The sequence below is a fragment of the Streptomyces sp. NPDC054866 genome (genome assembly GCF_053610745.1).
In genome coordinates this window covers 1,409,423-1,436,159 of sequence record NZ_JBSGZA010000002.1, presented here as the reverse complement: position 1 = coordinate 1,436,159, position 26,737 = coordinate 1,409,423, and the positions used below count along the sequence as shown (strand labels likewise).

Annotated in this window: 17 protein-coding genes; 10 read left to right on the top strand and 7 right to left on the bottom strand. The window is 71.1% G+C overall.

All coding sequences use genetic code 11. The features are described from left to right. Positions 1-5: 5 nt before the first annotated feature. Genes ACWGI2_RS15140 through ACWGI2_RS15130 form a run of 3 tightly spaced genes read left to right on the top strand, consistent with a single transcriptional unit; the run spans position 6 to position 7,500 of the window. Complete coding sequence (locus ACWGI2_RS15140) at positions 6-3,500, top strand: bifunctional glycosyltransferase/CDP-glycerol:glycerophosphate glycerophosphotransferase (RefSeq protein ID WP_453695650.1); 3,495 nt, start codon at positions 6-8, stop codon at positions 3,498-3,500. Continuing rightward, entirely contained in the window at positions 3,497-6,322 is a 2,826-nt protein-coding gene (locus tag ACWGI2_RS15135) for a CDP-glycerol glycerophosphotransferase family protein (RefSeq protein ID WP_453695649.1), read from the top strand. The genes ACWGI2_RS15140 and ACWGI2_RS15135 overlap by 4 nt, the downstream gene beginning before the upstream one ends. Next, a complete protein-coding gene (locus tag ACWGI2_RS15130) occupies positions 6,319-7,500 on the top strand; it encodes a glycosyltransferase (RefSeq protein ID WP_453395832.1) in 1,182 nt (393 codons plus the stop codon). The genes ACWGI2_RS15135 and ACWGI2_RS15130 overlap by 4 nt, the downstream gene beginning before the upstream one ends. A 36-nt stretch (positions 7,501-7,536) precedes the next feature. Here the strand turns inward: ACWGI2_RS15130 and ACWGI2_RS15125 are convergent, their stop codons facing one another. The 6 genes from ACWGI2_RS15125 to ACWGI2_RS15100 all read right to left on the bottom strand — a co-directional run bounded on the left by ACWGI2_RS15125 (position 7,537) and on the right by ACWGI2_RS15100 (position 17,826). After that, complete coding sequence (locus ACWGI2_RS15125; RefSeq protein ID WP_453695647.1) at positions 7,537-8,451, bottom strand: class I SAM-dependent methyltransferase; 915 nt, start codon at positions 8,449-8,451, stop codon at positions 7,537-7,539. 39 nt (positions 8,452-8,490) lie between these two features. After that, a complete protein-coding gene (locus ACWGI2_RS15120) occupies positions 8,491-10,746 on the bottom strand; it encodes a bifunctional glycosyltransferase/CDP-glycerol:glycerophosphate glycerophosphotransferase (protein WP_453695646.1) in 2,256 nt (751 codons plus the stop codon). A gap of 161 nt (positions 10,747-10,907) precedes the next feature. After that, positions 10,908-11,789: a carbohydrate ABC transporter permease gene (locus tag ACWGI2_RS15115; protein ID WP_453395829.1), complete on the bottom strand. Its 882-nt coding sequence runs from the start codon at positions 11,787-11,789 to the stop codon at positions 10,908-10,910. Continuing rightward, a complete protein-coding gene (locus ACWGI2_RS15110; protein WP_453695773.1) occupies positions 11,786-13,066 on the bottom strand; it encodes a carbohydrate ABC transporter permease in 1,281 nt (426 codons plus the stop codon). The genes ACWGI2_RS15115 and ACWGI2_RS15110 overlap by 4 nt, the downstream gene beginning before the upstream one ends. Before the next feature lie 73 nt (positions 13,067-13,139). Next, a complete protein-coding gene (locus ACWGI2_RS15105) occupies positions 13,140-14,534 on the bottom strand; it encodes an ABC transporter substrate-binding protein (protein WP_453695645.1) in 1,395 nt (464 codons plus the stop codon). Between the two features lie 166 nt (positions 14,535-14,700). After that, positions 14,701-17,826 carry an FHA domain-containing protein gene (locus ACWGI2_RS15100; protein WP_453695643.1) on the bottom strand — a complete coding sequence of 1,042 codons (3,126 nt, stop codon included), beginning with the start codon at positions 17,824-17,826 and terminating at the stop codon, positions 14,701-14,703. Positions 17,827-18,245: 419 nt separating this feature from the next. Between ACWGI2_RS15100 and ACWGI2_RS15095 the strand changes: the two genes are divergently transcribed. From ACWGI2_RS15095 to ACWGI2_RS15080, 4 genes are all read left to right on the top strand, one after another. Beyond that, positions 18,246-19,883 (top strand): serine/threonine-protein kinase, encoded by a 1,638-nt coding sequence (locus ACWGI2_RS15095; protein ID WP_453695642.1) that lies wholly within the window; start codon positions 18,246-18,248, stop codon positions 19,881-19,883. 142 nt (positions 19,884-20,025) lie between these two features. Further along, positions 20,026-21,261: a serine/threonine-protein kinase gene (locus ACWGI2_RS15090; RefSeq protein WP_453695640.1), complete on the top strand. Its 1,236-nt coding sequence runs from the start codon at positions 20,026-20,028 to the stop codon at positions 21,259-21,261. A gap of 425 nt (positions 21,262-21,686) precedes the next feature. Beyond that, entirely contained in the window at positions 21,687-22,793 is a 1,107-nt protein-coding gene (prfB, locus tag ACWGI2_RS15085; RefSeq protein WP_453395824.1) for a peptide chain release factor 2, read from the top strand. A 282-nt stretch (positions 22,794-23,075) separates the two neighbouring features. Next, on the top strand, positions 23,076-23,741 hold the full coding sequence (locus ACWGI2_RS15080) for an LPXTG cell wall anchor domain-containing protein (protein WP_453395823.1): 666 nt from the start codon (positions 23,076-23,078) through the stop codon (positions 23,739-23,741). Positions 23,742-23,866: 125 nt separating this feature from the next. Here ACWGI2_RS15080 and ACWGI2_RS15075 read toward each other — a convergent pair whose 3' ends face one another. Next, positions 23,867-24,058 (bottom strand): hypothetical protein, encoded by a 192-nt coding sequence (locus ACWGI2_RS15075; protein WP_160505338.1) that lies wholly within the window; start codon positions 24,056-24,058, stop codon positions 23,867-23,869. 240 nt (positions 24,059-24,298) lie between these two features. On the opposite strand from ACWGI2_RS15075, the gene ftsE reads away from it, so the two are divergent. The 3 genes from ftsE to ACWGI2_RS15060 all read left to right on the top strand — a co-directional run bounded on the left by ftsE (position 24,299) and on the right by ACWGI2_RS15060 (position 26,712). Further along, the gene (gene ftsE / locus ACWGI2_RS15070; protein WP_030788113.1) at positions 24,299-24,988 is read left to right on the top strand and encodes a cell division ATP-binding protein FtsE; all 690 of its coding nucleotides are present in this window, start codon (positions 24,299-24,301) and stop codon (positions 24,986-24,988) included. 43 nt (positions 24,989-25,031) lie between these two features. Next, positions 25,032-25,943: a permease-like cell division protein FtsX gene (gene ftsX / locus ACWGI2_RS15065; RefSeq protein ID WP_453395822.1), complete on the top strand. Its 912-nt coding sequence runs from the start codon at positions 25,032-25,034 to the stop codon at positions 25,941-25,943. A 109-nt stretch (positions 25,944-26,052) separates the two neighbouring features. Beyond that, positions 26,053-26,712 carry a hypothetical protein gene (locus tag ACWGI2_RS15060; protein ID WP_453695639.1) on the top strand — a complete coding sequence of 220 codons (660 nt, stop codon included), beginning with the start codon at positions 26,053-26,055 and terminating at the stop codon, positions 26,710-26,712. Positions 26,713-26,737: the final 25 nt, after the last annotated feature.

Genomic DNA, 26,737 nt, shown 5'->3' with positions numbered 1-26,737 from the left:
AGCGCATGACACCCCGACTCGCCGTCGTCGTCCCCGTCTACAACGTCGAGGAGTTTCTCGCCCCTTGCCTCCGGTCACTGGCCGAGCAGACCATGCCGGACCTCGAAGTCGTCATGGTCAACGACGGGTCCACCGACGGGAGCCCACGCATCGCCCGCGAGTTCGCCGACGAGGACGCCAGATTCCGGCTTGTCGAGCAGGAGAACGCGGGACTCGGGGCGGCCCGCAACGCGGGGGTGCGCGAGGCGAAGGGCACGTACCTGACGTTCGTCGACAGCGACGACGTCGTACCGCGGGACGCGTACGAGCGGATGCTGGCCTCGCTCGACGATTCGGGCTCCGACTTCGTCACCGGCAACGTCCACCGGCTGCGCTCCGGCGACAGGAGCGAGCAGTCGCCGATGTTCCGCAAGATGATGGACACGGACCGCAGGGGCACGCACGTCACCCGCGACTGGGAACTGCTCGGCGACCGCATCGCCTGCAACAAGGTCTTCCGCAGGGACTTCTGGGACCGGCACGTCTTCACCTTCCCGGAGGGCGTGCTCTTCGAGGACACCCCCGTCATGATCCCCGCGCACTTCCTCGCCGATTCCGTCGACGTACTGAAGGAGCCCGTCTACCTCTGGCGCGACCGCGCCGGTTCCATCACGAGCCGCCGCGCCAAACCCCGCGCCGTCCGCGACCGCACCGCCGCCGTCCTCGCCGCCAGCGGCTTCCTCGCGTCGAAGGCCGCTCAGACAGCGGGCACACCGCTGGCGGAGGTCTTCACGGAGGCCAAGCGGCGCTATGACACGACCGTGTTCTCCGGGGACCTGTGGCTGTTCATGGAGGCCCTGCCGCACGGCGACTCCACGTACCACGACGCCTTCATGGAGCAGGCCAACGCCTTCGTCGACACCGTCGACCCCACGGTCGTGGCCGCACTGCCGCTCGCCCTGCGCGTGCGCTGGCAGCTCATCCGCCAGCGCCGCGTCACCGACCTGCTCGCCTTCATGGCGTACGAGAAGTCCCACCCCGAAGCCTTCCGGGTGCGCGGCCTGCGCAGGCGCAGGGCCGACTACCCCGGGATCGGCGGGCTGCCGCGCGAGACCGTCGCCCTGAAACGCTCCGACCTGCCGCTCACCGCTCAGCTCACGCACATCGCCTGGGACGAGCGGGGCAGGCTGCGGCTCAAGGGCTACGCCTACATCCCCAACCTGCCCGCGGGACGCGTCGGCGCGCGCGCCAGGGTCGCCTGGCTGCGGGCCGGACGGCGGCGCGTCCTGCCGCTGAGGCTGCGCACGGTGCGGGCGCGCGAGGCGACGTACCGCTCCAAGCAGGGACTGCACAGCTACGACCGGTCGGGCTTCGAGACGGTCATCGACCCCCGCAGGACCGTCACCAAGCGGCGCAGCACCACCTGGAAAGTGGAGATGGGCGTGGTCAGCGGGCTCCTGCCGCGCACAGGGCCGGTCAGGACGAGCAGCCCGCCGCGGCTGCCCGTGCGGTATCTGGAGGAGTTCCTGCGGGTCGCCGTCACCCTCAGCAAGGGGCGGCTGAGGCTGCGCACGGAGCGGGTGGCGGGGCGGCTCGTCGCGCACGAGGGCTGCGGCGGCGCCGTCCGGCTGCACGGGCGGCTCGCGCCGGGGGAGTCGCAGGCCGTCGACGCCCTGCGCGTGGAGAACTGGGCCACCAAGGAGGCGCACTACGTCCCCGCCCTGGTCAACGGCCGCGACTTCAGCGCCGATGTGCCGCTCGGCCTCTTCCACGCCGGAGAGGACGAGCGCACCGGAGAGCCGCGCAAGGCCGACCCGTGGGGCGTCGCCCTGGTCCGCGAGGGCGGCGACCGCACACCGCTCGCCGCCTGCCCCGACGTGCCTTCGGGACGGTACGGACTGCTGCCGGGGCGTGAACTCCTCGTCCTCGCCAACGCGTCGGGGAACCTGGAGCTGCGCGACCAGACCGTGCGGCCGCTCGTCGACGCCGTGACCTGGGAGGACGAGCTGATCGTCGAGGGCAGCCACCCCGACGCCGAGGCCCGCGCAGGGGAGCTGGTCCTGGTGCACGGCGGCCACGGCGACGAGGCCGTGGTGCCGGTGCTGATCGAGGGCGGGCGGTTCGCCGCGGCGCTGCGTCCCGAGGCCGTGCCAGGGCCCGGAGGCACCCTGCCGCTCGCCGAAGGCCGCTGGAACCTCTACCTGCGCGGGGCGGGCACGAGCGACCCCGAGCAGTACACCCCCGTGTGCGTGGCGCCGGGCAAGGGCCGCGAACTGCCGCTCGTACGCACCAGGTCGGGCCGTGACATCAGCCTGAAGCGCCACGCCCACGACGGCCTCCACCTGCGCTCGGGCTCCGCGCTTCCCGTGGCCGACCGGGGCGGCCCGCGCCAGCGCAGGCTTCGCGAGGAGTACGCGGCGCGGCGCGGCGGACCGCTGCGGGACGCCGTCCTGTACTGCAGCTTCGACGGACGGCAGTACTCGGACTCGCCCCGCGCCGTGCACGAGGAACTGGTCGGCAGAGGCGTGGAGTTGGAGCACCTGTGGGTGGTCCGCGACCAGCAGGTCGCGCTGCCCGAGAGCGCCACGCCCCTCGCCCTGTGGAGCGCCGAGTGGCACGAGGCCCTCGCCCGCTGCCGCTACATCGTGACCAACACCCAGCTGCCCGACTGGTTCGAGCGCGCGGATGGCCAGTACGTCGTACAGACCTGGCACGGCACCCCGCTCAAGCGCATCGGCCGCGACCTCGCGGGCCACGCCTCCGGAGACCGCGCCTACATGGCGACCCTGCCCGGCCGCGCCGACCAGTGGAGCGTCCTCGTCTCCCCGAACCGCTTCTCGACGCCCGTCCTGCGCGGCGCCTTCGGCTACACCGGGGAGGTCCTGGAACGCGGCTATCCCCGCAACGACCTGCTGCACGCCGCCGACCGCGCCAAGGTCGCGGCATCCGTACGCGAACGGCTCGGCATCCCCGAAGGCAGACGCGTCGTCCTGTACGCGCCCACCTGGCGCGAGAACCAGCCCAAGCAGGCCGGCCGCTACGCCCTCGACCTGCGGCTGGACCTGGACGCCGCCGAACGCGCCATCGGCGACGACCACGTGCTCCTCGTCCGCAGGCACTACCTCGTCGGCGGCACCGTCCCCGGATCGGACTTCGTGCGCGACGTCTCGCGCCATCCCGACGTCAGCGAACTGCTCCTGATCAGCGACGTCCTGGTGACGGACTACTCGTCCCTGATGTTCGACTTCGCGCAGACCGGCCGCCCGATGCTCTTCCACACCTACGACCTCGACCACTACCGCGACACCCTGCGCGGCTTCTACTTCGACTTCGAGGCGCGGGCGCCGGGACCGCTGCTCGGTACGAGCGACGAGGTCGTCGAGGCGCTGCGCGACCCGGCGGCCGCCACCGCCGGGTACGCCGACGCGTACGACAGGTTCCGCGAGGTCTTCTGCGACCTGGACGACGGGAACGCGGCCGCCGGTGTCGCGGACGCGATGCTGGAAGGAGGCCGCGCATGAGCACGCCGGATCTGCACGACGTCAGCTGTGTCGTGGTCGCCGGCACGGACGTCGAGGCGCTGCGGCAGTCGGTGCGGTCCGTGCTCGACCAGACCATGGGCAACGTCGAGGCGGTCGTCGTCGAGCCCGGTGCGGACGGCCCCGCCCGCGACGCGGCGCAGGAGCTCGCCGCCGACCAGCCGCACCGGGTGCGCCCGGTCCGCGCCGACCGCGAGATGCCGGTCGCCGCGGCGCGGAACCTCGGGCTCGACGCGGCACGCGGGCGGTACGTCATCGTGCTCGGCGAGGGCGAACTCCTGGAGCGGAACGCCTGCCGCAACCTCTTCGACGCCGCGCGCTCCACCGGCGCCGACCTGGTGGCGGGGCGCTGGACGCGGCTCACGGGCAGCGGCAAGAAGGAGCGCGGACCGGGCTGGCAGGACGGACTGCACGCGAGGACGAGGAAGGTCGAGAACCTCTCCGACGCCCCCGAACTCGTCGCCAGGGACTCCCTGACCGCCGGGTTCTGCGTCCGCCGTGACGTCCTCGACCGCAGGCGTCTGCGGTACGCGGAGGACCTCGACCACAGCGAGGTCCTCTTCGGCGTCGAGGCCGCCCTCGGGGTGCGCGGCATCACTCTCGTACCGAACCTGATCACCACCCACCGTGCGGCGCCCGCCCCCGCCCGCGAGACTCCAGCGCTCGCCGCTGTCAACGACCGCGTCGCCGGGCTCCTGGTGAGCCTCGGCCGCCTCGACCTGGGCGACCGGCGCGAGCGGGCCTTCCTCGTCGACCACGTGCTGCCCTGCGCCCGTACGTTCCCGCAGCTCACCGCGGAGGAACGGCGCCGGACCACGGCGGGCATCGCCCCGCACCTCCAGGGCCGCGCCGACCTGCGCGCCCTGGACGCCCTCGATCCCGTGGAGCGGGTGTGCGTGCGGCTGCTCGCGGAGGGCGACACGGACGGCGTGCTCGCGGCCGCGTACGCGCTCGCGCGGCCGGGCACCGTCGTCTCGGAGCTGACCGAACGGGAGGGGAAGGTGTACTGGCGCGCGGACGGGCTCGACGACCCGCGCGTACGAGAAGTGCTCGACGTCAGTGAACTCGGCCACCAGTACCGGCAGTTGGACCAGGTACGCCTCCTGAACCGTCTCACCAGGTGCGACGCCGAGGGTGGCCAGGCGGTACTCGAAGGGTGTGTCGTGCTGCCCGGCGGTCTGCTGCCCGAGAGGCCGCCGCTCACCGCGTCGCTCGACGTGCGGGCGCACGGCGCGGGCCGGCGCGGCTTTCGCGTACCCGTGGAGGAGGTGCACTACGACGGCGGCGCGGTCCTGTGGCGAGCCACCGTGGGCCTCACCGCCCGGCTGCGGGACCTCGGCATCCGCGACCGCCCCTGGGAGCCCCGGCTCCAACTCGCCGCGGGCGGCCAGGAGATGACCACCGAACTCGTCGCCGAGCCGGAGACCCTGGGGGAAGGCCAAGGCATCACGGTCACCGGCGGGAACAAGCTGGAGCTGCGCCTCGCGCCCCGCCACCGCGCCGCCCGCACCCTGCGCGCGGCACTGCACTACGCCACGCACTTCCGCCCCGCGCGGGTGTTGCGGCTCCGGCTGCGCGCCCTGCGCAAGCGATGGGACGGGCTCAGTGGCAAGGCGGTCAAGACCCGCGTCTACCGGCGTGTGCTGCGGCGGCTCCCCGTCAGCAAGGGCTCGGTCGTCTTCGAGAGCCACATGGGCAGGTGCTACGGCGACAGCCCGCGCGCCGTCCACCAGGAGATCACCGACCGGGGGCTGCGGCTGCGCTGCACCTGGTCGTACGCCGCTTCGGCCGACGGATTCCCCGACTCCGCCCGCCTGGTGGCCCGTTGGTCCTGGCGCTACCTGTGGGCACTCGCCCGCGCCGAGTTCTGGATCGACAACCAAGGCTTCCCGCACGCCCTGGACAAGCCGCGCCACACCACGTACCTCCAGACCTGGCACGGTTCCGCGTACAAGCGCATGGGCTTCGACGAGGCGCGCCTGAAGACGCAGAACGCTCCGCAGCGCGAGCGCCTCAAGCAGGCCGTCGACCGCTTCGACCACTTCCTCGTGCGCTCCGAGCACGACGTGAAAACCCTGGCGCGCGCCTACAAGATCCCCGAGGAGCGGCTGCTGCGCTGCGGCTACCCGCGCAACGACCGGCTGGTCGCCGCGCGCGCCCGCGACGAGGCGTCGGGCCGCTTCCCGCGGCCGCCGGTGGCCGCCGACCTCGGCATCCCGGATCACAAGACGGTGGTCCTGTACGCGCCGACGTTCCGCGGTGTGCCCAAGAACAGCAAGGCGGTGCGACTGCCGCTCGACGTAGGCAAGTTCGCCGACCGCTTCGGCGACACCCACGTCCTCCTGGTGCGCGCCCACTACATGGAGACGGCAGGCCTCCCGGTCTGCCCGCCCGGCACGGTCATCGATGTGTCCGCCCACCACGACGTGAGCGAGCTGCTGTGCCTCGCCGACGTCCTGATCACCGACTACTCGTCGATCATGTTCGACTTCGCGCTCCTGGACCGGCCGTTGGTGCACTTCGCGCCGGACCTCGACGCGTACGCGGCCGAGCGTGGCAGCTACTTCGCGCTGCGGGACGAGGCGGGCGGGCCCGTCGTCGAGACGGAGGAGGAACTGCTGCGGGTGCTCGCCACGCTCAAGCAGACCGACCACGCGTGGGCGGAGCCCCGGCGGGCGTTCGCCGCGCGGTTCGGCGCGTACGACCAGGGGCGGGCCGCGGCCGACGTGGTGGACGCGCTCTTCGGCGAGCGGTTCGGGAACGGTGAGCGGTTCGGGAACACGGAGAAGAGGGGCGGGGCATGACCACGACGATCGCGACCACGAGGATCGCGGCCGCGACGAAGAGCCGCGATCTCTTCCTCGTGGCGAACACCGTCGACGAACTCGGCGGCGTCACCGCCTGGGCCCACCAGATGGCCCGCCTCTTCCAGCGCAACGGCCACCGCGTGCACGTCATCGGCGTCCACGAGGCCGAGCTGAAACTGGAGCTCCCCGAAGACCGCGGCTACCCCGTGACCAGCCTCTATCGCGAGCATCCGCAGACTCCCCGCCCGGTGCGCGGCCTCGGCCGCCTCAACGTGGTGGCGCGCCGCCGCGAATCGGCGCGGATCGCCGCCAAGCGCCGCACCGTCGACCGGCTCTCGGAGATCTTCCGTGCCGCGCGGCCCGGCGCGGTCGCCATCGTCACGCAGGTCTGGCCGATGGAGTGGATCAGGGAGGCGGACACCGCGGGCCTGCGCATCATCGGCATGAGCCACGAGTCGTACGCCTACACCCGTGCCTGTCACCGCTACCGCGCGGTCAAGCGCAGCTACCCCTCCGTGGACCGCTGGCTCGCGCTCACCCAGGAGGACGCCGACGACTGGATCACCGACGGCATGCACAACGTCGGCGCGATGCCGAACGCCCTCGCCCACCTCCCCGAAGTGCCCTCGCGGCGCGACCGGAAGGTGGTGTGCAGCATCGGCAGGCTCGCCGACCAGAAGGGCGTCGACATGCTCGTCGACACCTGGGCGCTCGTGGCCCCGCAGCGCCCCGGCTGGACGCTGCGGATCTACGGCGCGGGAGCGGACGAGGCCGACCTCAAGCGGCAGTGCACCCGCCTTGGCCTCGACGGTTCGGTGGAGTGGCGGGGCCGCACCAGCGATGTACCGGGCGTGCTCGCCGAGAGCTCCCTCTTCGTGCAGTCGTCCCGCGGCGAGGGCTTCCCGCTGGCCCTGATGGAGGCGATGGCCAGCGCGGTGCCGTGCGCGGCCTTCGACTGCGCGCCCGGCGTACGCGAGATCGTGCGCCACGGCGAGGACGGCCTGCTCGCCCCCGCCGGCGACATCGAGGCCCTCGCCGACCGCCTCCTGCGCCTCACCGGCAACCCGCGGCTGCGGGACGCGATGGGGGAGCGGGCCCGCAGGAACGTACAGCGGTTCTCCGAGGCGCGGGTTCTTGAGCGCTGGGAAGCGCTGTTCGACCTGCTTGAACGGTGAGCTCCCCGCGCCTACGGGGCGCGGGGAACTCGTACGTCAGGAGCGTACCGTCCGTGCGAGCAGCGACGACAGCAGCCCCCGGGCCCTGCCCCCGGTCCCCGCGGGCTCGGGCGCCCCTCCCCGCAGCTGCGGGACGGGCTCGTCAGCGTGCCGTGACACCGGGTGCTCCGGCTGCTTCGCCTTCTTGCCGCTGATCCGGATCATCGGGTAGCCCGCGACCTCCTCGGCGCCGTGCCACATGTCGTCCCGCTCCTTGAGGAACGCGGCGAGATCGGCGTGGATCGCGTCGTAACTCCCCCATGTCCCATAGAACTTGGTGGCCGTGATGGTCAGCGGTTTGAGCCCCGTGCTCGCCACGGCGCCCCAGGTCGCCGCGGCCACGCCCGGACAGTGCTCGGCCCGGAAGTCGTCGAGCACGACGATCCCGTCCTGCCCGAGCACCTCCTTGGCGGCGGCGATGTCGGCGTGGACGTGCTCGTACAGATGCGAGGCGTCGATGTGCACGAAGCGGCAGCTGTCGGCGTCCACGTGCGCGGTGATGCCGGAGGACGGCTCCTGGACGATCCGCGGCAGACCGTCGTGGAACGAGCGGTAGTTGGCCTCGAAGGCGCGGCGCGTCAGCGTGGCGTACGAGCGGCCCATCTCGGCGGAGTTGGCCTCGTCGGGGGCGGGCGAGTCGAAGAGGTCACAGACGGTGAAGGTCTCGTCCGCGCGCAGATACGCGCCCATGAAGATGGCGCTCTTGCCCAGATACGCGCCGAGCTCCAGCAGATCGCCCCGCTGCTCCAGGTCGCGCTGCCGGCTCAGGATCCAGTCGAAGAGCACCTGGTCGACCGGGTGGAACCACCCCTTCACATCGGAGAGTCTGCGCGGCCGCGGCAGCTGACCGGTGTCCTGGCCGTCGTCCTGGCCGGTGGCGGTCGCGGGCGTGGTGGCGGAAGCGTGTCGCATATCTGGTCCCGGGGATGGGGGAAGGAGGACAGTGCGCGGTCAGAAGCGCGGAGCGGGCGGGGAGACGTCGGCCCGCGGCAGCGGCTCATCGGCCACCCCCGCGGCCGGCGCCGGGTGCCGGTCCGCGAGTGGCGCCACAGACGGTAGACCCCCTGCCTCACCGAGCACCACATGCCTCACAACTCGTTCAGCGGCCCGCCCGTCGTCGTACACGCAGAAGCGGTCTCGGAAGGCGGCGCGCAGCTGCGCCGAGCGCGAGCCGCGCCAGTGGCCGGTGGCGAAGATGTCGGTGAGCTCGTCCTCACTGCGCGCGACCGCGCCCGGCGCGAACTCGCGCACGTCGAAGTAGGTGCCGCGGGCCGCTTCGTACGCCTCCCAGTCGGTGGCGTGCAGGACGACGGGGCGGTCGAGGTTGGCGTAGTCGAACATCAGCGAGGAGTAGTCGGTGACCAGGGCGTCGGACGCGAGGCAGAGGGACTCGACGTTCGGATGGTCGGACACGTCGATCAGGCGGCCCGAGGTGGGCGCCAGGGGTGCCCCGTACGAGTGATGGGCGCGGGTCAGGACGACGAAGCGCGGGCCGAGGCTCTGCAGCATCCGCTCCAGGTCGAGGGAGCGCAGCTGGGTGTGGCGGTAGTCGCGGTGGGTGGGCGCGTAGAGGATGGCGACGGCGCCTGGGGGGATGCCGAGGGACTCGCGGATGCGGGCCACGTCGGCGGAGCTCGCGCGCTGGTAGATGTCGTTGCGCGGGTAGCCGTACTCGAGCGTGGTGTACGAGGCGGGGTAGACGCGCTCCCAGACCAGCGTGGAGTGCCGGTTCGCCGAGAGGACGTAGTCCCATTTGTCGGCGTTGCGCAGGAGGGCGTCGAAGTCCGTGCCCCGCGCGGCGGCGGGCCGGTCCTGGAGGTCGAGGCCCATCAGCTTCAGGGGTGTGCCGTGCATGGTCTGGATCATGATCTGGCCGCGGCGTTTGACGAGCCTGCGGTCGAAGTCGACGTTGTTCACGAGGTACTTGGAGCGGGCGAGGGCGCTCCAGTACGCGGCCGTGCCGGGGCTCAGCCTGCGGGTGGCCGTCGGCAGGGTGTGGTGGTGGTCTGGGTCCGCGATCCACGCGGTGCGGATGTGCGGGGCGTGCTCGCGCACCGCGGCCTCCAGGGCGCCGGGGTTGCAGCCGTAGCCGCGCCCCCAGTACGAGGAGAAGACCGCGCGGTCGGCGCGCAGCGGCAGGCGCAGCTGGACGCGGTAGTGCAGTTGCAGCACGGCACCCTTGGCGCGGCGCCGCGCTCTCGCCGCGTACCGCTTGGCCCGTGACCTGACCCGCAGCGCCGTCCACAGGGTGCGGTAGGTGCGGTGCGTGCCGAGGCGTACCAGGCCGTGCCGGACCCGGGCGCGGACGCGGGCGCGTGGGCGGGCGCCGGGGACGCGGTAGCGGCGGTAGTGGGTGCGGGCCTTGCGCAGGAATTCGGCGCGGCTGCCGCGTGGGAGGCGGTCCCGCTTGCTGAAGACCGCCGAGAGGTGGTCGACCATCTTCCTGAAGAGGACGGGCCGCCAGGTCGCCGAGAGTTCCGGGTGCTCGTCGAGGAACGCGAAGACCCGCTCGTACTGGTCGAAGATGTCGAAGTGCCTGCGGGTCGTGGTGCGCAGGATGCTGCCGCGGCGGCGCTGGAGGTAGTGCACGCAGACCCGGTCGAGGGTGGCGATCGAGTCCGCCTTCATCAGGACCGGAGCGGTCCAGGGCGTGTCCTCGTAGAGGCCGGGCGGGAAGGTGAAGCCCTCGCGCTCGATGAAGTCGCGGCGGTAGGCCTTGTTCCAGGCGACCATCAGGAGGCGCAGCAGGCCGGGCCGGTCGCTGAGCCTGAAGGGGGCGGGGCCCTCCTCCTTGAGGAGGCTCGCGAACTGGTTGCGCACGGCCTCGCCCGACCAGAAGGTGCGCGCGTAGTCGTAGATCAGGACGTCCGGCTCGTCGGTCTCCTTGATGCGGTCGGAGATCGCGTGCAGGGAGTGGGGGGTGAGGGTGTCGTCGCTGTCGAGGAAGATCAGGTAGTCGCCGGTGGCGCGCTCCATGCCCGCGTTGCGGGCCGGGCCAAGGCCGACGTTCTCCTTGAGGTGGACGGCCTTCATGCGGGTGTCACGGGCCGCGCGCTCGTCGATGAGGGCGCCGCATGCGTCGGGTGAGGCGTCGTCGACCACGATCAGCTCGAAGTCCGTGAACGACTGCCCGAGGACGGATTCGAGGCACGCGTGCAGATATGCCTGCACCTTGTACGCGGGCACGATGACACTGAACCGGGGCAAGGCACATCCATGGGTCGGCGCGGGCATACTGCCCGGAAACGTCCCGGCGGCCGGTCGAGTTACGCCGTATGCGGCATATGGGGGATAGACGCGAGTGAGGCGGCCCCGGTGCTTGGCCGCCTCACTCGTCGAACTCAGGTTCCCTTGTTGCTCGTGATCGGTTACTTCACCGCGCCCGCCATCACGCCGGACACGAACTGCCGCTGGAACGCGAAGAACACGGCCAGCGGGATCACCATCGAGATGAACGCGCCGGGCGCCAGGATCTGCACGTTGTCGCCGAAGGACCGCACCTGCTGCTGGAGCGCGACCGTGATCGGCGGGCTCTCGGAGTCGGCGAAGATCAGCGCGATCAGCATGTCGTTCCAGACCCAGAGGAACTGGAAGATGCCGAGCGAGGCGATCGCGGGAGCGCCGAGCGGCATCACCACCCGGAAGAACAGCCGCAGTTCACCGGCTCCGTCCAGGCGCGCGGCCTCCAGGAGCTCGCGGGGGATCTCCGCGAAGAAGTTCCGCAGGAGGAAGATCGCGAACGGCAGCCCGAAGGCCACGTGGAAGACGACCACACCGATCGTCGTCTCGAAGATGCCGATCGCGCCGAAGATCTTCGACACCGGGAGCAGCGCCACCTGTACGGGCACCACGAGCAGCCCGACGACACCGATGAACCACCAGTCGCGGCCCGGGAACTCCATCCACGCGAAGGCGTATCCGGCGAGGGACCCGATGATCACGACGAGCAGTGTCGCCGGGACGGTGATCATGATGCTGGACAGGATCGAGTCGGTGATCGTCTCGTCCTTGAGCAGGTTCGTGTAGTTGTCCAGCGTCATCTGCGACGGAGTGGAGAAGACCTTCCACCAGCCGCTCTCCGCCATGTCGGCCGAGCTGCGCAACGAGCCGAGCAGCAGACCGATCGTCGGCACCAGCCAGAAGAGGCCGACGACGACGAGGAAGACGCGGACGGCGCTGCCGCTCAGGACGGAGGCGATCCGCCCGCCGAGCGACTGCTTCGCCTTGACCGCTTCGACTTGGGTGGTCATCGCCGTGCCTCCCGCCGAAGTCGCCGCACGTTGAACATCATCACCGGGATCACGAGGAGGAAGAGCAGCACGGCGATCGCGCTCGCCACGCCCGAATCCTTGTCGAGGAACGCGGAGTTGTAGAGCTGGAGCGCCAGGACGTTCGCGTCGTCCTTCGAGGAGTTCGGCGCGATGATGAAGATCAGGTCGAAGATCTTCAGTACGTTGATCATGAGCGTGACCGTCACCACCGCGAGCACCGGCGCGAGGATCGGCACCGTGATCCTGCGGAACACCTGCCACTCGTTGGCGCCGTCCACGCGGGCGGCCTCCAGGAGTTCACGCGGCACGCTGGCCAGACCGGCCGCGATCAGGACCATCGCGAAGCCCACCCAGATCCACAGGTACGAGCCGATCACCGCGGGCGTGATGAGGGAGGGGCCGAGCCAGTCCACTCCGTTGTACGGCTCGCGGAAGTTGCTTGCGGGGAAGCGGAGTTGGGCGCCGTCCGCCTCCTTGGGGAGCGCGAAGGTGCCGTCGTCCGCTGCCTCGGCCGATGCCACCACCTTGCCGTCCTTGACGGCCTCGATCTTGATCCCGGGATAGCCGAACTCGGCCTTGTCCGGGGCGTTCATCTCGCCCCGGCCCTTGCCGCGGGTGAAGTCCTGCCAGGCCGTTCCGGTGACCTTGTCGGGGTCCGGCTTCGCGGCCGCGGCGGACTTGGCGCCGTCCGGCATGTTGTCCGGCGCGACACCGGTCAGCGGGAGGACGACGGGGGTGCCCGCGCTCACCGTCCTACGGGTGATGAAGGCGCCCCCGTCCGCCGCCTTCAGCGGTGACTCCGTACTGGGATGCGCCTGCGGGAAGGCGGACGACTCGGCGAAGGTGTCGTGCGCGGTCACGAAGAGGGCGTTGGCGACACCCCGGTCGGGATCCGACTCGTAGACGAGCCGGAAGATGATGCCGGCCGCGAGCATGGATATCGCCATCGGCATGAAGATGACCAGCTTGAACGCCGTTCCCCAGCGGATGCGTTCGGTGAGCACGGCGAAGATCAGGCCGAGCCCGGTCGCGACCGTCGGCGCGACCACCACCCAGATCGCGTTGTTCTTGATCGCGGTGAGGATGGTGTCGTCCGTGAACAGGGTCTTGTAGTTGCCGAACGCCGTGAAGTCGCCCGACTTGTCGAAGAAGCTGCGGAAGAGCGAGTACCCGATGGGGTAGAGGACGAGCGCGCCGAGCAGCACCAGAGCGGGCGCCAGGAACAGCACCGCCATGCCCTTGCGTGTGCCGGTCACGCTCTTGCGCGGTTTCGGGGCCGGGGGCAGCGCCGCACTCGGCGTGCCCCCGGCGTTCGCGGACGCCACCGCGTCAGTCCTTGTAGGCCTTGGCGGCGGCCGTCTCCAGCGCCTTCTGCGTGCCCGCGACGTCCTTCGGGTTCTTCAGGAAGTCCTGCAGCGCCTTCCACTCACCCTTGCCCGGCGTGCCGCCGAAGGCCTGCGGGGCCTGGTCGGACATGTCGAAGCGGATGTCGTCACCCGCCGCGATCAGCGCCTTGGCGATGTCCCGCTGCACGTCGTTCGGGTACGCCGCCAGGTCGAGGCTCTTGTTCGGCGAGACGAAACCACCCGACTCCGCCCAGATCTTGGCCGAGTCCGGCGACGCGAGGAAGGTGAGCAGTGCCTGGGCGCCCTTGCTGTCCTTCAGGGCCACGGCGGCGTCACCGCCGACGACCGCCGGGGACTCGTCACCGACCGCCGGGAACGGGAACACCTTGGCATCCGTGCCGATCTTCGCCTTCGTCTCCGAGATCGGCAGCGAGACCATGTCGCCCTCGAAGACCATGCCCGCCTTGGGCTGGTCGCCGCCGGTGAACGTCTGCTTCACGGAGGCGGGGAACTCGGTCTGCAGCGCGCCGTCCGCGCCGCCCGCGACGAAGCCCTTCTTGCCGAAGAGCTCACCGAGCGTGGTCAGCGCCTCCTTCACGGAGGGGTCCGTCCACTTGATCTCGTGCTCGGCGAGGTCGTCGTACTTCTCCGGGCCCGCCTGCGAGAGGTAGATGTTCTCGAACCAGTCGGTGAGGGTCCAGCCGTCGGCGCCCGCGACGGAGATCGGCGGTACGCCGGAGTCGTACACGGTCTGGGCCGTCTTCAGGAAGTCGTCCCAGGTCTTGGGCGCCTTGGCGCCCGCGTTGTCGAAGACCTGGGTGTTGTACCAGACCAGGGACTTGTTGGCGGCCTTGAAGTACACGCCGTACTGCTTGTCGTCGACGGCCCCGAGGTCCTGCCAGCCCTGCGCGTAGTTCTTGTCGAGCTGCTTCTGCGCCTCGGGCCCGACCGGCTTGGCCCACTTGTTCTCCACGGCCTGCTCGATCGCGCCGACCTGCGGAAGCATCGCGACGTCCGGCGGCTGGCCGCCCGCGACCTTCGACTCCAGGAAGCTGATGATGGGGTCCTGGGCCGGTACGAAGGTGACCTTGGCGCCGGTCCGCTTCTCGAACTCGTCGAGAACCTTGAGGAAGACCTTCCGCTCCGAGCCGCCCCAGACGGCGGCGACGGACACGGTCTGCCCGTCCAGCTTGGGCAGTTGGACCGCGGCGCCGCTCTCCTTGCCGCCGCCCTTGTCGCCGCCGTCCTTGTCGTCGCTGTCGTCCCCGCCGCAGGCGGTGACGGTGAGCGCGAGCGCGCCCGCCACGACCGCCGCGGCGATTTTGGCTGTGGTACGCCTGTGTTGCGGTGCCCTGCGTGATCGAAGACTGCTGCGCATCACTGCCCCGTTTCTCTGCCATGGCGAGTCCCGTGCGGTCTGTCTACGCCCGGGCGGGGAGGGGCGGCAAGAGCGCAAACAGTGTCAACCAGGTGATCGTGATGGCGTTGTGACGTGCCGTCATGAGCTGCGAGTGCCTGCTCAGGTGGCAGAGCAGCAAGTAGAGCTACAAGAGGGACGGCACCTGATCCGCGGAGACGGACCGAGCGGCCCGCTCCAGCGCACTGGCGAGCAGCGCCAAGTCCGTTGGGCCATTGCCGAGTTCACGCACAGGACGACGCGCGGGTGGATCCCCCATCCGCTCCCACTCCAGAGGAACAACCGTGGGCCGCAACGTAGACGTACGAGGAATCCGCCCGGTGACCCGCCCCGCCTGGAAAGGGCTCACGCGCCCGTCGGCAGTACGCAGCACTCCCCGCCCGGGGGCGGGCTCCTCCGGCCCGGGAGTGACGGCGTCCAGGGAGACCCGCAGGGCCGCCCGCCGCCCCAGCTCCGTCTCGGTCGTCCGCTCACTGCCCGCCGTGGTGGCAACCAGATGCACCCCGAGCCGCTCCCCGTCCCGGGCCACCGCTTCAAGCGCCCGCACCACGGACCCCGCGGCAGGCCGCCCCGGCGACCCAAGGGCGGGCGAGAGCAGCGCGTCGAAGTCGTCGACGAGCACGACGAGCCGAGGCAGCGGAGGCCCCGGCTCGGTCCCCTTGCGCGCGGCGGCGACAGGCCGCAGCCGCATCGTGGAACTCGGCGGCGGGTCGAGGTCACCCGCCCCGCCCCCGCCGAGCTGAGGCGCCTGCGCATGCCACTCGGCGAACCCGAGCCGCCCGAGCAGCTCGGCCCGCCGCTTCAGCTCGGCGGTCAGCGACTGGGCGAACTCCCGCATCCGGACGGGGTCGTTGGCGGCGAGATGCGTCGTGACATGCGGCAGGTCCGTACAGACCGCGAGGCCCTCGACCAGTCGTACGTTCCCTCCGTTCGTCCCGCTGCCCACGCTCCCCGTGGTGTCCCGCCCGTCGATCAGCACCATGCCGAGGCGGTCGGGGCGCTCCGCCGCGGCCAGTGAGGCGGCGATGGAACGCAGCAGCTCCGTACGCCCGCTGCCCGAAGGGCCCTCGGCCAGGACATGCGGGCCCTCGGCGGCGAGGTCCACGACCACGGGCCCGCGCGGGCCCGCACCGAGCACCGCCCAGGCGCGCCCGCCCAGCGCCTCGGAATCATCGGCGGCCGCCGCCCAGCGGGCCATGAGGGACGCCGGGGTGGCGCGGGCGAGCCCCAACTCGTCCAGGAGCCTGGCCATTTGGGGCAGCGGAGCGGACACGCGCGCGTGCCCGTCCCCGGGCGCCCCGTCCGTGCGGAAAGGCGCGAGGGCGCGGGCGAACCGCTCGGCCCAGGCCTGCGACACCGCGTCCACCGTGGCGACCGTGCCGTGCCCCGCGGGCCGGCCGTCCACGGTCCGCAGCAGCCGCAGCGCGGTGGCCACGTCACCGCTGAGCAGCGCGACGGCACCGCAGGCGCGGAAGGCGGGCGAAACGGAGCAGGCTGCTTCGTACGTGGCCGACACCGGGGAGGCGGGCGACGCGGCGGGGGTCTCCGCGAGGCAGACGACATGGATCCCGGCGGTGGCACCTTCCCGCGTCAGCCGCACCACGGCTTCGCGCAGCCCCGCGGACCCGGGGTCGCCGTCCACGACGACGACGGTGCGGGGCCCGATGTCCGGAGTGCTGTCGGCCGTGGCGGACGCCCTGTCCGCCACGTGGTCGTCGAGGCGCCGCAGCAACTCTCCCGTGCGCGCCGCCGCCTGCTCGCGGTCGTAGGCCAGGAGGAGGCGGCAGTCCTGGCCGTGCGTGGGCCGCAGATGCGGGAGCCAGCCGAGCCAGGACCACTCGGCGGTGCGCTCCGGCGTGGGCCGTGCGCGGTCCGTGCTGAGCAGCACGATCTCCAGGGCGTCGGGGGAGTGCAGCGCGGCGAGCTGGGCGATGACGGCACGGGCGAGCCCCGTCAGGCGCTCACGCGGGCCCGCGAGGCCGAGCGCGCCCGCCTCCCGCAGGCTGACCGTCACGGGGACGGCGGGCAGCAGGCCACGCTCGTCCGGGGTCGCGCGGTCGACCGTGCCGAGCCGGACCGCGAGTGCCTCGGGGTGGCCGGGGCCGCGCTCCCAGAGCCGGGGGCCGGGACCGAGCGCCGTGAGCAGCAGGGCCGCGGGGTCGGGCCAGGACTCCGGGGTCCGCGCGGCGGCGGCCACCGCGAGGTCTTCGGGGGTGGGGGCGGCCGGTTCGGGGGGCGCGGCGTGGCTTCCCGTCCCGTACGCATCGTCTTCGTGGTCCGCCGGTCCGTACTCGTCGTCACGGGCGCCGGTCAGCCGCCGGGCCCAGGCCGAGAGGCCGCCACGCTTGCGGAGCGTGCGCGGCACGGTCGTCCCGCGCGCGGGGGTGCCGAGGCGGGTGCTCTCGGCGTCCGGGGCGCCGCCCTGCTGCGGGACGAGCGGCACGTCGGTGAGGGACGTCTGCCCGGCCGCCCCGCTCCGGCTTCCCTCGCCCGCGGCGCCCCACCCCGCGGAGCCGTACGCGTGGTGGGTGCCGCCGGAGGGCGTGTGGCCCGCTTCCGGGGGCGCACTGTGGGGGGCTTCGGCGCTCGCGGCGACCCGCACGCGCACGTGCCCCTCGCCGTCGGGGGCCGTGGGCAGCGCCCCGCCCGTACCGTCCCCGGCGGTGAACCGCAGCGCGGATTCGCCGAGCCGCAGCAGGGAGCCGGGGGTGAGGCGCACCGGGCGGTCGGTGATCTCGCGGCCGTCCACCATCGTGCCGTTCGTGGAGCCCAGGTCCGTGACGGTGACCTGGCCGTCCGGGGTGAGCGTCACCGCGCAGTGCAGCCGCGAAACGTCCGGGTCGTCCAGCGGGACGTCCGCGTCCGCCGAGCGGCCGACACGGATCTGGCCGCCGTGCAGGAGGTGCACCCCGCCCGCGTCCGGGCCCGCGACCACGTGCAACTGGGCGGCGGCTCCCGCCAGTTCGGGCCCGGGCTCGGCGGGGGAGCCGAGCGAGAGCACCGCTCCGTCTATCAGCGGGGGCTCCCCGAGGGTGCAGCGCTGGGCGTCGAGGCGCTCCGACTCCGCGTACAGGACGAGGGGGCCTTCGCCGCCCGCGACGGCGGTGGCGAGGCCGGAGGCGACGGTGGCCAGAGCGGTCCCCGCGGGGGCGGTGACCAGCACGTCACAGGTGCCGCGCGGCACGACGGGGCGGCCATGGGGCTCGGCGGTCTGGCCGCTGCGCGGCCCGAGGACGGTCAGCCGGATCTGCATCGCCGTCAGCGGTCCCTTCTGCCCTTGCCGCCGGGCACGGGGACTCGCGCTGTGATTCCCCCCACCGCACACGGCCACGTCGGCCAGTAACAGATAAGCATCCTCGCACCTGCCACTGACAACACGCCCGGCGGCCACCCGTAAGTGATCTTGAATGGTCGGCTCTGCTCGGAAAAGTGCCTGCTTGGACTGTTGCGATCGCCGGTCGTCCCATCGTGACGAAGGTCAATTCGACGCCATTCGGCAACCAACGGCCGCCATGGGGCGTCTTTCCACCGAACAGCTATCCGGTCACCCGGTGGCCGGAGCGGAATGTGACCGGCCAGTGCCCCGTTCGGCGGCACTACAGTGGGTCGGAACACCTTCCGGCGGGTAGCCGGGTCCGGACAGACCAGCCAGATCAGCAGGGAGCGCATGACGTGCGGCCGGTAGGCAGCAAGTACCTGCTCGAGGAGCCGCTCGGGCGCGGCGCCACGGGCACCGTCTGGCGAGCCCGCCAGCGCGAGACCGCGGGTGCCGAGGCGGCCGTTCCCGGCCAGCCCGGCGAGACCGTCGCGATCAAGGTCCTCAAGGAAGAGCTCGCCAACGATGCGGACATCGTGATGCGATTCCTCCGCGAGCGATCCGTCCTGCTCAGGCTCACGCACCCGAACATCGTGCGGACCCGTGACCTGGTCGTCGAGGGGGAGCTCCTCGCCCTCGTGATGGACTTGGTGGAGGGCCCTGACCTGCACCGCTACCTCCGCGAGAACGGCCCGCTCACGCCGGTCGCGGCGGCCCTCATGACCGCCCAGATCGCCGACGCCCTCGCCGCGAGCCACGCGGACGGAGTCGTGCACCGGGACCTGAAGCCCGCGAACGTCCTGCTCAAGCAGGATGCCGACGGCTCGATGCACCCGATGCTCACCGACTTCGGCATCGCCCGCCTCGCCGACTCCCCGGGCCTGACCCGCACCCACGAGTTCGTCGGCACGCCCGCGTACGTGGCGCCCGAGTCCGCCGAGGGCCGCCCGCAGACCAGCGCCGTCGACATCTACGGCGCGGGCATCCTCCTGTACGAGCTCGTCACCGGACGCCCGCCGTTCGGCGGCGGCTCGGCCCTGGAGGTCCTGCACCAGCACCTGAGCGCCGAACCGCGCCGCCCCTCCACGGTCCCGGACCCGCTGTGGACGGTCATAGAGCGCTGCCTCAGCAAGAACCCCGACCACCGCCCCAGCGCCGAGAACCTCGCGCGCGGCCTGCGAGCCGTCGCGGACGGCGTGGGCGTGCACGCGTCCAGCGCGCAGATCGCCGCCGCGGAGGGCGTCGGCGCCCTCCTGATGCCCGACCCGGACCCCGCGTTGGTGCCGGGGACGGCCGGAGCCGCCGACCCCACCCAGGTGCTTCCGAGCAACGCGGGCTCGTACGACCCGAACGCGGCGACGAGCGTCATGCAGAGCACCGGCTCCGGCCCCGGCGCGGGGGGCGCGGGCAACCCCGGCGCGGCCGACCCGACGGCCGTCATGCCGCCGGTCCCGCCGAACGAGCCGGGCGCCGACCCGAACGACCCGCACCCCTGGCAGAACCAGATGCGGGCGGCCCGGGACCGCAACGAACAGACGCAGGTCCAGTCGTACCTGGACCCCAATGAAGACCCGCTGCGCCGTCGCCGCCCCCAGCGCCAGGTGCAGCAGCCGCAGCAGCAACAGCGCCCCCAGCAGTACGCGCCGCAGCAGCAGCGCCCGCAGCAGTACCAGCAGCCGCAGCAGCCCCAGCAGCGTCAGCAGTACGCACCGCCGCAGCAGACACCGCCCCAGCAGCCGCCCGCGGGACGGCCGCCGCGTGAGCCCAGGGAACCCACGCAGCGCGGCTCGAACCCGAACCGGATGAAGATCCCGGGTCTTGGCTGCCTCAAGGGGTGCCTCTTCACGCTGATCATCCTCTTCGTGGCGAGCTGGCTCGTCTGGGAGCTGAGCCCGCTCCAGGAGTGGATCGGCACGACGAAGGGTTACTGGGAACAGCTGACGGACTGGTACGACACGGTGTCCGGCTGGATGGGCAAACTGAACGGCAATTAGCCGCCCGGTGGTCAGTGATGGGCGAATCCCCTGCCGACTCTGGGGATTTGTCGACACCTGCGGGGTGATTTCTGCTCCTGGAGTGAAGGTTGGCGTCGAGGCCGCGTAGTTTTGTCGCCAACACGCATCCGTAGGAGCAGTCTTGGCACGCAAGATCGGCAGCCGGTACACCGCCCACCAGATCCTTGGTCGGGGCAGCGCCGGCACGGTGTGGCTCGGCGAGGGGCCCGAGGGTCCCGTCGCCATCAAACTGCTGCGCGAGGACCTGGCGTCCGACCAGGAGCTGGTCGGACGCTTCGTCCAGGAGCGCACGGCTCTGCTCAGCCTCGACCACGCGCGCGTGGTGGGCGTCCACGACCTGGTGGTCGACGGGAACGACCTCGCCCTGGTCATGGACCTCGTCCGCGGCACGGACCTGCGCACCCGCCTCGACCGTGAGCGCCGCCTCGCCCCTGAGGCGGCGGTGGCGATCGTGGCCGACGTGGCGGACGGCCTCGCGGCGGCGCACGCGGCGGGGATCGTGCACCGTGACGTGAAGCCGGAGAACGTCCTCCTGGACATGCAGGGCCCCCTGGGTCCCGGCGGCTCGCACCCCGCCCTCCTCACGGACTTCGGCGTCGCCAAGCTGATCGACTCCCCGCGCAGGACCCGCGCGACGAAGATCATCGGTACGCCGGACTACCTCGCCCCGGAGATCATCGAGGGCCTGCCTCCGCGCGCGGCGGTCGACATCTACGCCCTCGCGACGGTCCTGTACGAGCTCCTGGCGGGCTTCACCCCCTTCGGCGGTGGCCACCCCGGAGCGGTCCTGCGCCGCCACGTGACGGAGACGGTGGTCCCCCTTCCCGGCATCCCGGACGAACTCTGGCAGCTGATGGTCCAGTGCCTGGCGAAGGCCCCGGCGTCCCGCCTGCGCGCCTCGGAGCTCGCGGCGCGGCTTCGGGAGTTGCAGTCGCTCGTGGCGGGGATGCCGCCGCTGGACGTGGACGAGCCGGAGACGGAGCCGCTGGCGGAGGAGGCGGAGGAGGAGCCGGCTCCGGAACCATCCCCGGGCGCCCCCCGGCGCGGGGCGGTCCCCCTCGTCCCCGCCTCGTCCCCCGACTCGAACCGCGACACCCACACCTCCATGCGGGTCCCGGGCCCGGACGAGCTCGCCGGCGGCGCCCGCGGCACGGCCCGCGCCCCCCGCGCGTCCGGCACGGCCCGCCCCGGCTCGGCCCGCCACCGCGCCTCCGCCCGCCGCCGCAGGATCACGCTGGGCGTGGCGGGTGCGGTCCTGGTAGCTGCCGCCGGGCTCGGCACATGGGCGGCCACGAGTGGTGACGACGCCGACGCCAAGCCGCAGGACACGGAGACCTCGGCCCCTCCGGCGCCGTAACTCGCCCCTGGCGGTCCTACGACGCCCCTGTCCCGCCGCTTCGCGCCGGATCTTCCCCACCCACCCACCCGATCACCCCGCATCAGTCCGGTCCCTGGGGGCCGCACCTTGCAGTTCGGCTGCCCTGCTCCGCCGCGAAGCGGCGGGAAAGGACAGCCCGAACGCTGCGACAGCGGTGCATGGCCCTCGGCCGTGTTGTCAGGCGGGCGGCGTAGGCGCGTAGGGCTCGGCACCGCGTGGCAGGAGGTGGTGCCGGGTGATCGGGTGGGCGGGTGGGAGACCCGCCGCGAAGTGGCGACGAAGAGCCCCCGGCCCGCAGGGCAAGGCCCGGGAGGGGGCCCGGCCCCGGCCCGCACAGCAAGGCCCAGGGGCCCGTGAAGAGCCGGGAGGCCGGACACCTTGCCCCCAGCCGTTAGGCTGGACCCGTGGCAGTCGTCGATGTATCCGAAGAGCTCAAGTCCCTCTCCTCGACCATGGAGTCGATCGAGGCCGTCCTGGACCTCGACAAGCTGAGGGCAGACATCGCCGTGCTCGAGGAGCAGGCGGCCGCGCCGTCCCTGTGGGACGACCCGGATGCGGCACAGAAGATCACCAGCAAGCTGAGCCACCTCCAGGCGGAGGTGCGGAAGGCCGAGGCCCTGCGCGGGCGTATCGACGACCTCAGCGTGCTCTTCGAGATGGCCGAGGAGGAGGACGACCCGGACACCCGCGCCGAGGCCGAGACCGAGCTCACCGCCGTCAAGAAGGCGCTGGACGAAATGGAAGTCCGCACCCTCCTCTCCGGCGAGTACGACGCCCGCGAGGCACTCGTCACCATCCGCGCGGAGGCCGGCGGCGTCGACGCCTCCGACTTCGCCGAGAAGCTCCAGCGCATGTACCTCCGCTGGGCCGAGCGGCACGGCTACAAGACGGAGCTCTACGAAACCTCGTACGCGGAAGAGGCCGGCATCAAGTCGACCACCTTCGCCGTCCAGGTCCCGTACGCGTACGGCACGCTCTCGGTCGAGCAGGGCACCCACCGTCTCGTCCGCATCTCGCCCTTCGACAACCAGGGCCGCCGCCAGACCTCCTTCGCCGGAGTCGAGATCCTCCCGGTCGTCGAGCAGACCGACCACATCGAGATCGACGAGTCCGAGCTGCGTATCGACGTCTACCGTTCGTCCGGTCCCGGTGGCCAGGGCGTCAACACGACCGACTCCGCGGTCCGCCTGACGCACATCCCCACCGGCATCGTCGTCTCCTGTCAGAACGAGCGCTCGCAGATCCAGAACAAGGCGAGCGCGATGAACGTCCTCCAGGCCAAGCTCCTCGAGCGCCGCCGCCAGGAGGAGCAGGCGAAGATGAACGCCCTCAAGGGAGACGGCGGCAACTCCTGGGGCAACCAGATGCGTTCGTACGTCCTGCACCCGTACCAAATGGTCAAGGACCTGCGCACGGAGTTCGAAGTGGGTAACCCCGAGTCCGTGTTCAACGGCGAGATCGACGGTTTCCTCGAAGCCGGAATTCGCTGGCGCAAGCAGCAGGAGAAGTAAGCGCCGCTTTATCGACAAGGCAACTGCCGTCCTTTGGGCGGCAGTTGTTTTTGTTGTGCCTCTTACGTCACAGTCACATCTCCGTACGCCGGGCAACTGATGCCATTTCAGACATCGCGCCCGCAACGACCTTGACGTGTCTGGGGAAACTGGAAAGGCTAGCGAGCGGCATGCGTATCTCTGGGGCGCGTGTGATCTGTGGGGGCGGATAACGGCGCTCCCGACGAACGCAGTCCCGGACGCTGCCTCACTGACGATTCAGCTACTGGGGGTAGCAGCCAGATGACCAAGAAGACGCGGATCCGCGTAGCGCGAATAGCGGCTGGTGCGGTGATCGCCGCCGGCGCTTCGCTGACCGCCGCCGGTGCCGCCTCGGCCCTCGACGTCGGCGTCGACCTCGGTGGTGCGAGCGCCAGCGCCAGCGCCGACGAGAACGGCATCGGCGTCGACGTCGGTATCGGCGAGGATGACGCCGAGCCGACCGAGGAGCCCACGGAGATTCCGGAGCCCACCGAGGAGCCCACGGAGCCGACCGAGGAGCCGACCGAGCCCACGGAGGAGCCGACCGAGCCCACCGAGGAGCCCACGGAGCCCACCGAGGACCCGACGGACCCGGGTACGCCCACCGAGGACCCGACGGACCCCTCGGACCCGAGCGAGCCCACCGAGAACCCGAGCGACCCCGGTAACGGCAACGGCACCGGTGGCAACGACAACGACCCCGACGGCGGCTCCAACCCCGTCGAGCAGGGCAAGGGCAAGGACAGCCTGACCGACACGGGCTCCACCCCGGTCGAGCAGGGTGACAAGGCCGACAAGGGCGAGCTCGCCGAGACGGGCGCCGCCGAGACCACGTTCCTGCTGATCGGCGCCGCGACGATGATCGCCGGCGGCATCGGCTTCCGCATCCTGCCGCGCTTCGTCGGCAACCGCGGCGCGGCCGCCTGATCCAGGGCGACGGCATCCGCGTACGGAAACGTATGCGGCGCATGACATGACAGAAGGGCCCGGAGCATCCAGCTCCGGGCCCTTCTGGTGTCCTGGCACGCGCCTCAGGCGTACTGAGCGGCGCGCTAAGCGGTCTGGTGCGCCAGCAGGGCCACCGCCGCGATCAGCACGACGAGCACCCCTATCAGCGCCGCAGGGCTGAGGCCGCCGAACGGTCCTTCCTGCTGCAGGCGCTCGCGGCTGGCCCGGCAGACGGGGCAGCGGCCTTCACTCACGGGCCCCGCGCAGTTCGCGCATACCAACCTGTCATGGGTCATGCGCTTCTCCTCCCGCACAGTTACAGCCTGCCCAACGCTAGAGGGAACCCAACCGTTCCCCCTACCACTGTGCCAGCTTCCACGAATTTCGGCGCGGCCCGCCCGTCCTCGTCGGTTTCCGACTGTTACGTTCCGTGGTATATCCGCGACAATTCGCGCAACTCAGGACGCTGACTGCGCTCGCGTACCGGCTTCGCGTATGGTCACGCTCACCTACCCCCGGCGACCCGTGGTGCATCCGTGATCCGATTCGACAACGTCTCCAAGGCCTACCCCAAGCAGACCCGGCCCGCCCTCCGGGATGTCTCTCTGGAGATCGAGAAGGGCGAGTTCGTCTTCCTGGTGGGCTCCTCCGGCTCCGGAAAGTCCACCTTCCTGCGGCTTGTCCTGCGCGAGGAGCGCACCAGCCACGGCCAGGTGCACGTCCTCGGCAAGGACCTCGCGCGCCTCTCCAACTTCAAGGTGCCGCACATGCGGCGCCAGTTGGGCACCGTCTTCCAGGACTTCCGCCTCCTTCCGAACAAGACCGTGGGCGAGAACGTCGCCTTCGCGCAGGAAGTCATCGGCAAGTCCCGCGGCGAGATCCGCAAGTCCGTGCCCCAGGTCCTCGACCTCGTCGGCCTCGGCGGCAAGGAGGACCGGATGCCCGGCGAGCTCTCCGGTGGTGAGCAGCAGCGGGTGGCGATCGCGCGAGCGTTCGTCAACCGCCCGAAGCTCCTCATCGCCGACGAGCCGACCGGCAACCTCGACCCGCAGACCTCGGTCGGCATCATGAAGCTGCTCGACCGGATCAACCGGACCGGCACGACCGTCGTCATGGCGACCCACGACCAGCAGATCGTGGACCAGATGCGCAAGCGGGTCATCGAGCTGGAGAAGGGCCGTCTCGTCCGCGACCAGTCGCGCGGCGTCTACGGCTACCAGCACTGACGACCCGTACTGATCCACTGCACTGAGCCACTGAAAGGGAGCCATGCGCGCCCAGTTCGTCCTGTCGGAGATCGGCGTCGGTCTCCGCCGCAATCTCACGATGACTTTCGCCGTCATCGTCTCCGTAGCGCTTTCGCTCGCCCTCTTCGGAGCCTCGCTCCTGATGAGCGACCAGGTGAGCACGATGAAGGGCTTCTGGTACGACAAGGTCAACGTCTCGATCTTCCTGTGCAACAAGGGGGACGCCGAGCAGGACCCCGGGTGCGCCAAGGGCGCCGTCACGAACGAGCAGAAGGAACAGATCCGCACGGATCTGAAGAAGATGCCCGTCGTCGACACGGTCCAGTACGAGACGGCCGACCAGGCGTACAAGCACTACAAGGAGCAGTTCGGCGACTCCCCGCTGTCCAGCTCCCTCACGCCGGACCAGATGCAGGAGTCGTTCCGGGTCAAGCTCAAGAACCCGGAGAAGTACCAGGTCGTCAACACCGCCTTCAGTGGGCGGCCGGGCGTGCAGAGCGTGACGGACCAACGCAGCGTCCTGGACAACCTCTTCAACCTCCTCAACGGCATGCGGTACGCGGCGCTCGGCGTCATGGGGCTCATGCTGGTCGTCGCGTTGATGCTGATCGTCAACACGGTGCGCGTCTCCGCCTTCAGCCGACGGCGTGAGACCGGCATCATGCGCCTGGTCGGTGCGTCCAGCTTCTACATCCAGGTGCCCTTCGTCATGGAGGCCGCCATCGCCGGTCTGATCGGCGGCGGGTTCGCCTGCGTGCTGCTGGTCGCCGGCAAGTACTTCCTCATCAACAACTGGCTCGTTGACAAGATCGACATGGTCAACTTCATCGGCTGGGACGCGGTACTCGGCAAGTTGCCACTGGTTCTCACGGTCAGCTTCCTCATGCCGGCGTTCGCGGGCTTCTTCGCCCTGCGCAAGTACCTGAAGGTCTGACCTCCCCGCCTCTCCCGCACGGCCGGATTTGACGTGCCAAGCCCTCCCGGACCAAGATCAATCTGCCCCTGACCAGGGCTTATTGATAACGAAAACGGGAGGGTTCGTCGTGCGTGTACGACGTTTCGAAAGTGGCCGTACGGCCAAGGGGACGCGGGGAGTGCGGACGGCGGTGGCCGGCGTGCTGCTGTCCGCCGCCGTGCTGGCCTCGGGGATGCCCGCACAGGCCGCGGTCGCGGAGTCCGGGCGGCCCGTGCGCGCCGCCGAGGTGGCGGCGGAGCAGCCCGCACAGCCGGTGTCGGAGCGGGGAACGCAACCGCGGGCGGCGCGCGGCGGCCAGTACGGCTACCACTACGAGTACTTCGTCTCGCGGCGCACCGCGACCGCGCAGGTCTCGTTCCGCAAGATGAACCACATCATGAACTCGGTCTTCCCGATTCCGGGGATGCCGAAGACCGTCAAGAAGGGGCAGAAGATCTGCCTCAAGGGCGGCGGCCGGTGCAACCCCGTGCGTGTGACGAAGGTGGGGAAGACGTACTTCCGTCTGAAGTCCCTTCCTGGTCACCTGGAAGGCGCGAACAAGCTCATCACCTTCACCCTGAAGAAGAAGAGCGGCGGCAGGCTCTATTTGGACGTGCGGGCCAAGGGGCCGAAGACCGCGTGGCAGCGGCACCCGCTGGGCGGAGGGGCCAACAAGCTGTTCGCCAAGGGCATGTGGGGGATGTACGCGACCAACCTCAGCAGTGCCGCTCAGTACAACCTGATCTGAGCAGCGGGTGAGTGCCTCGTGAAGT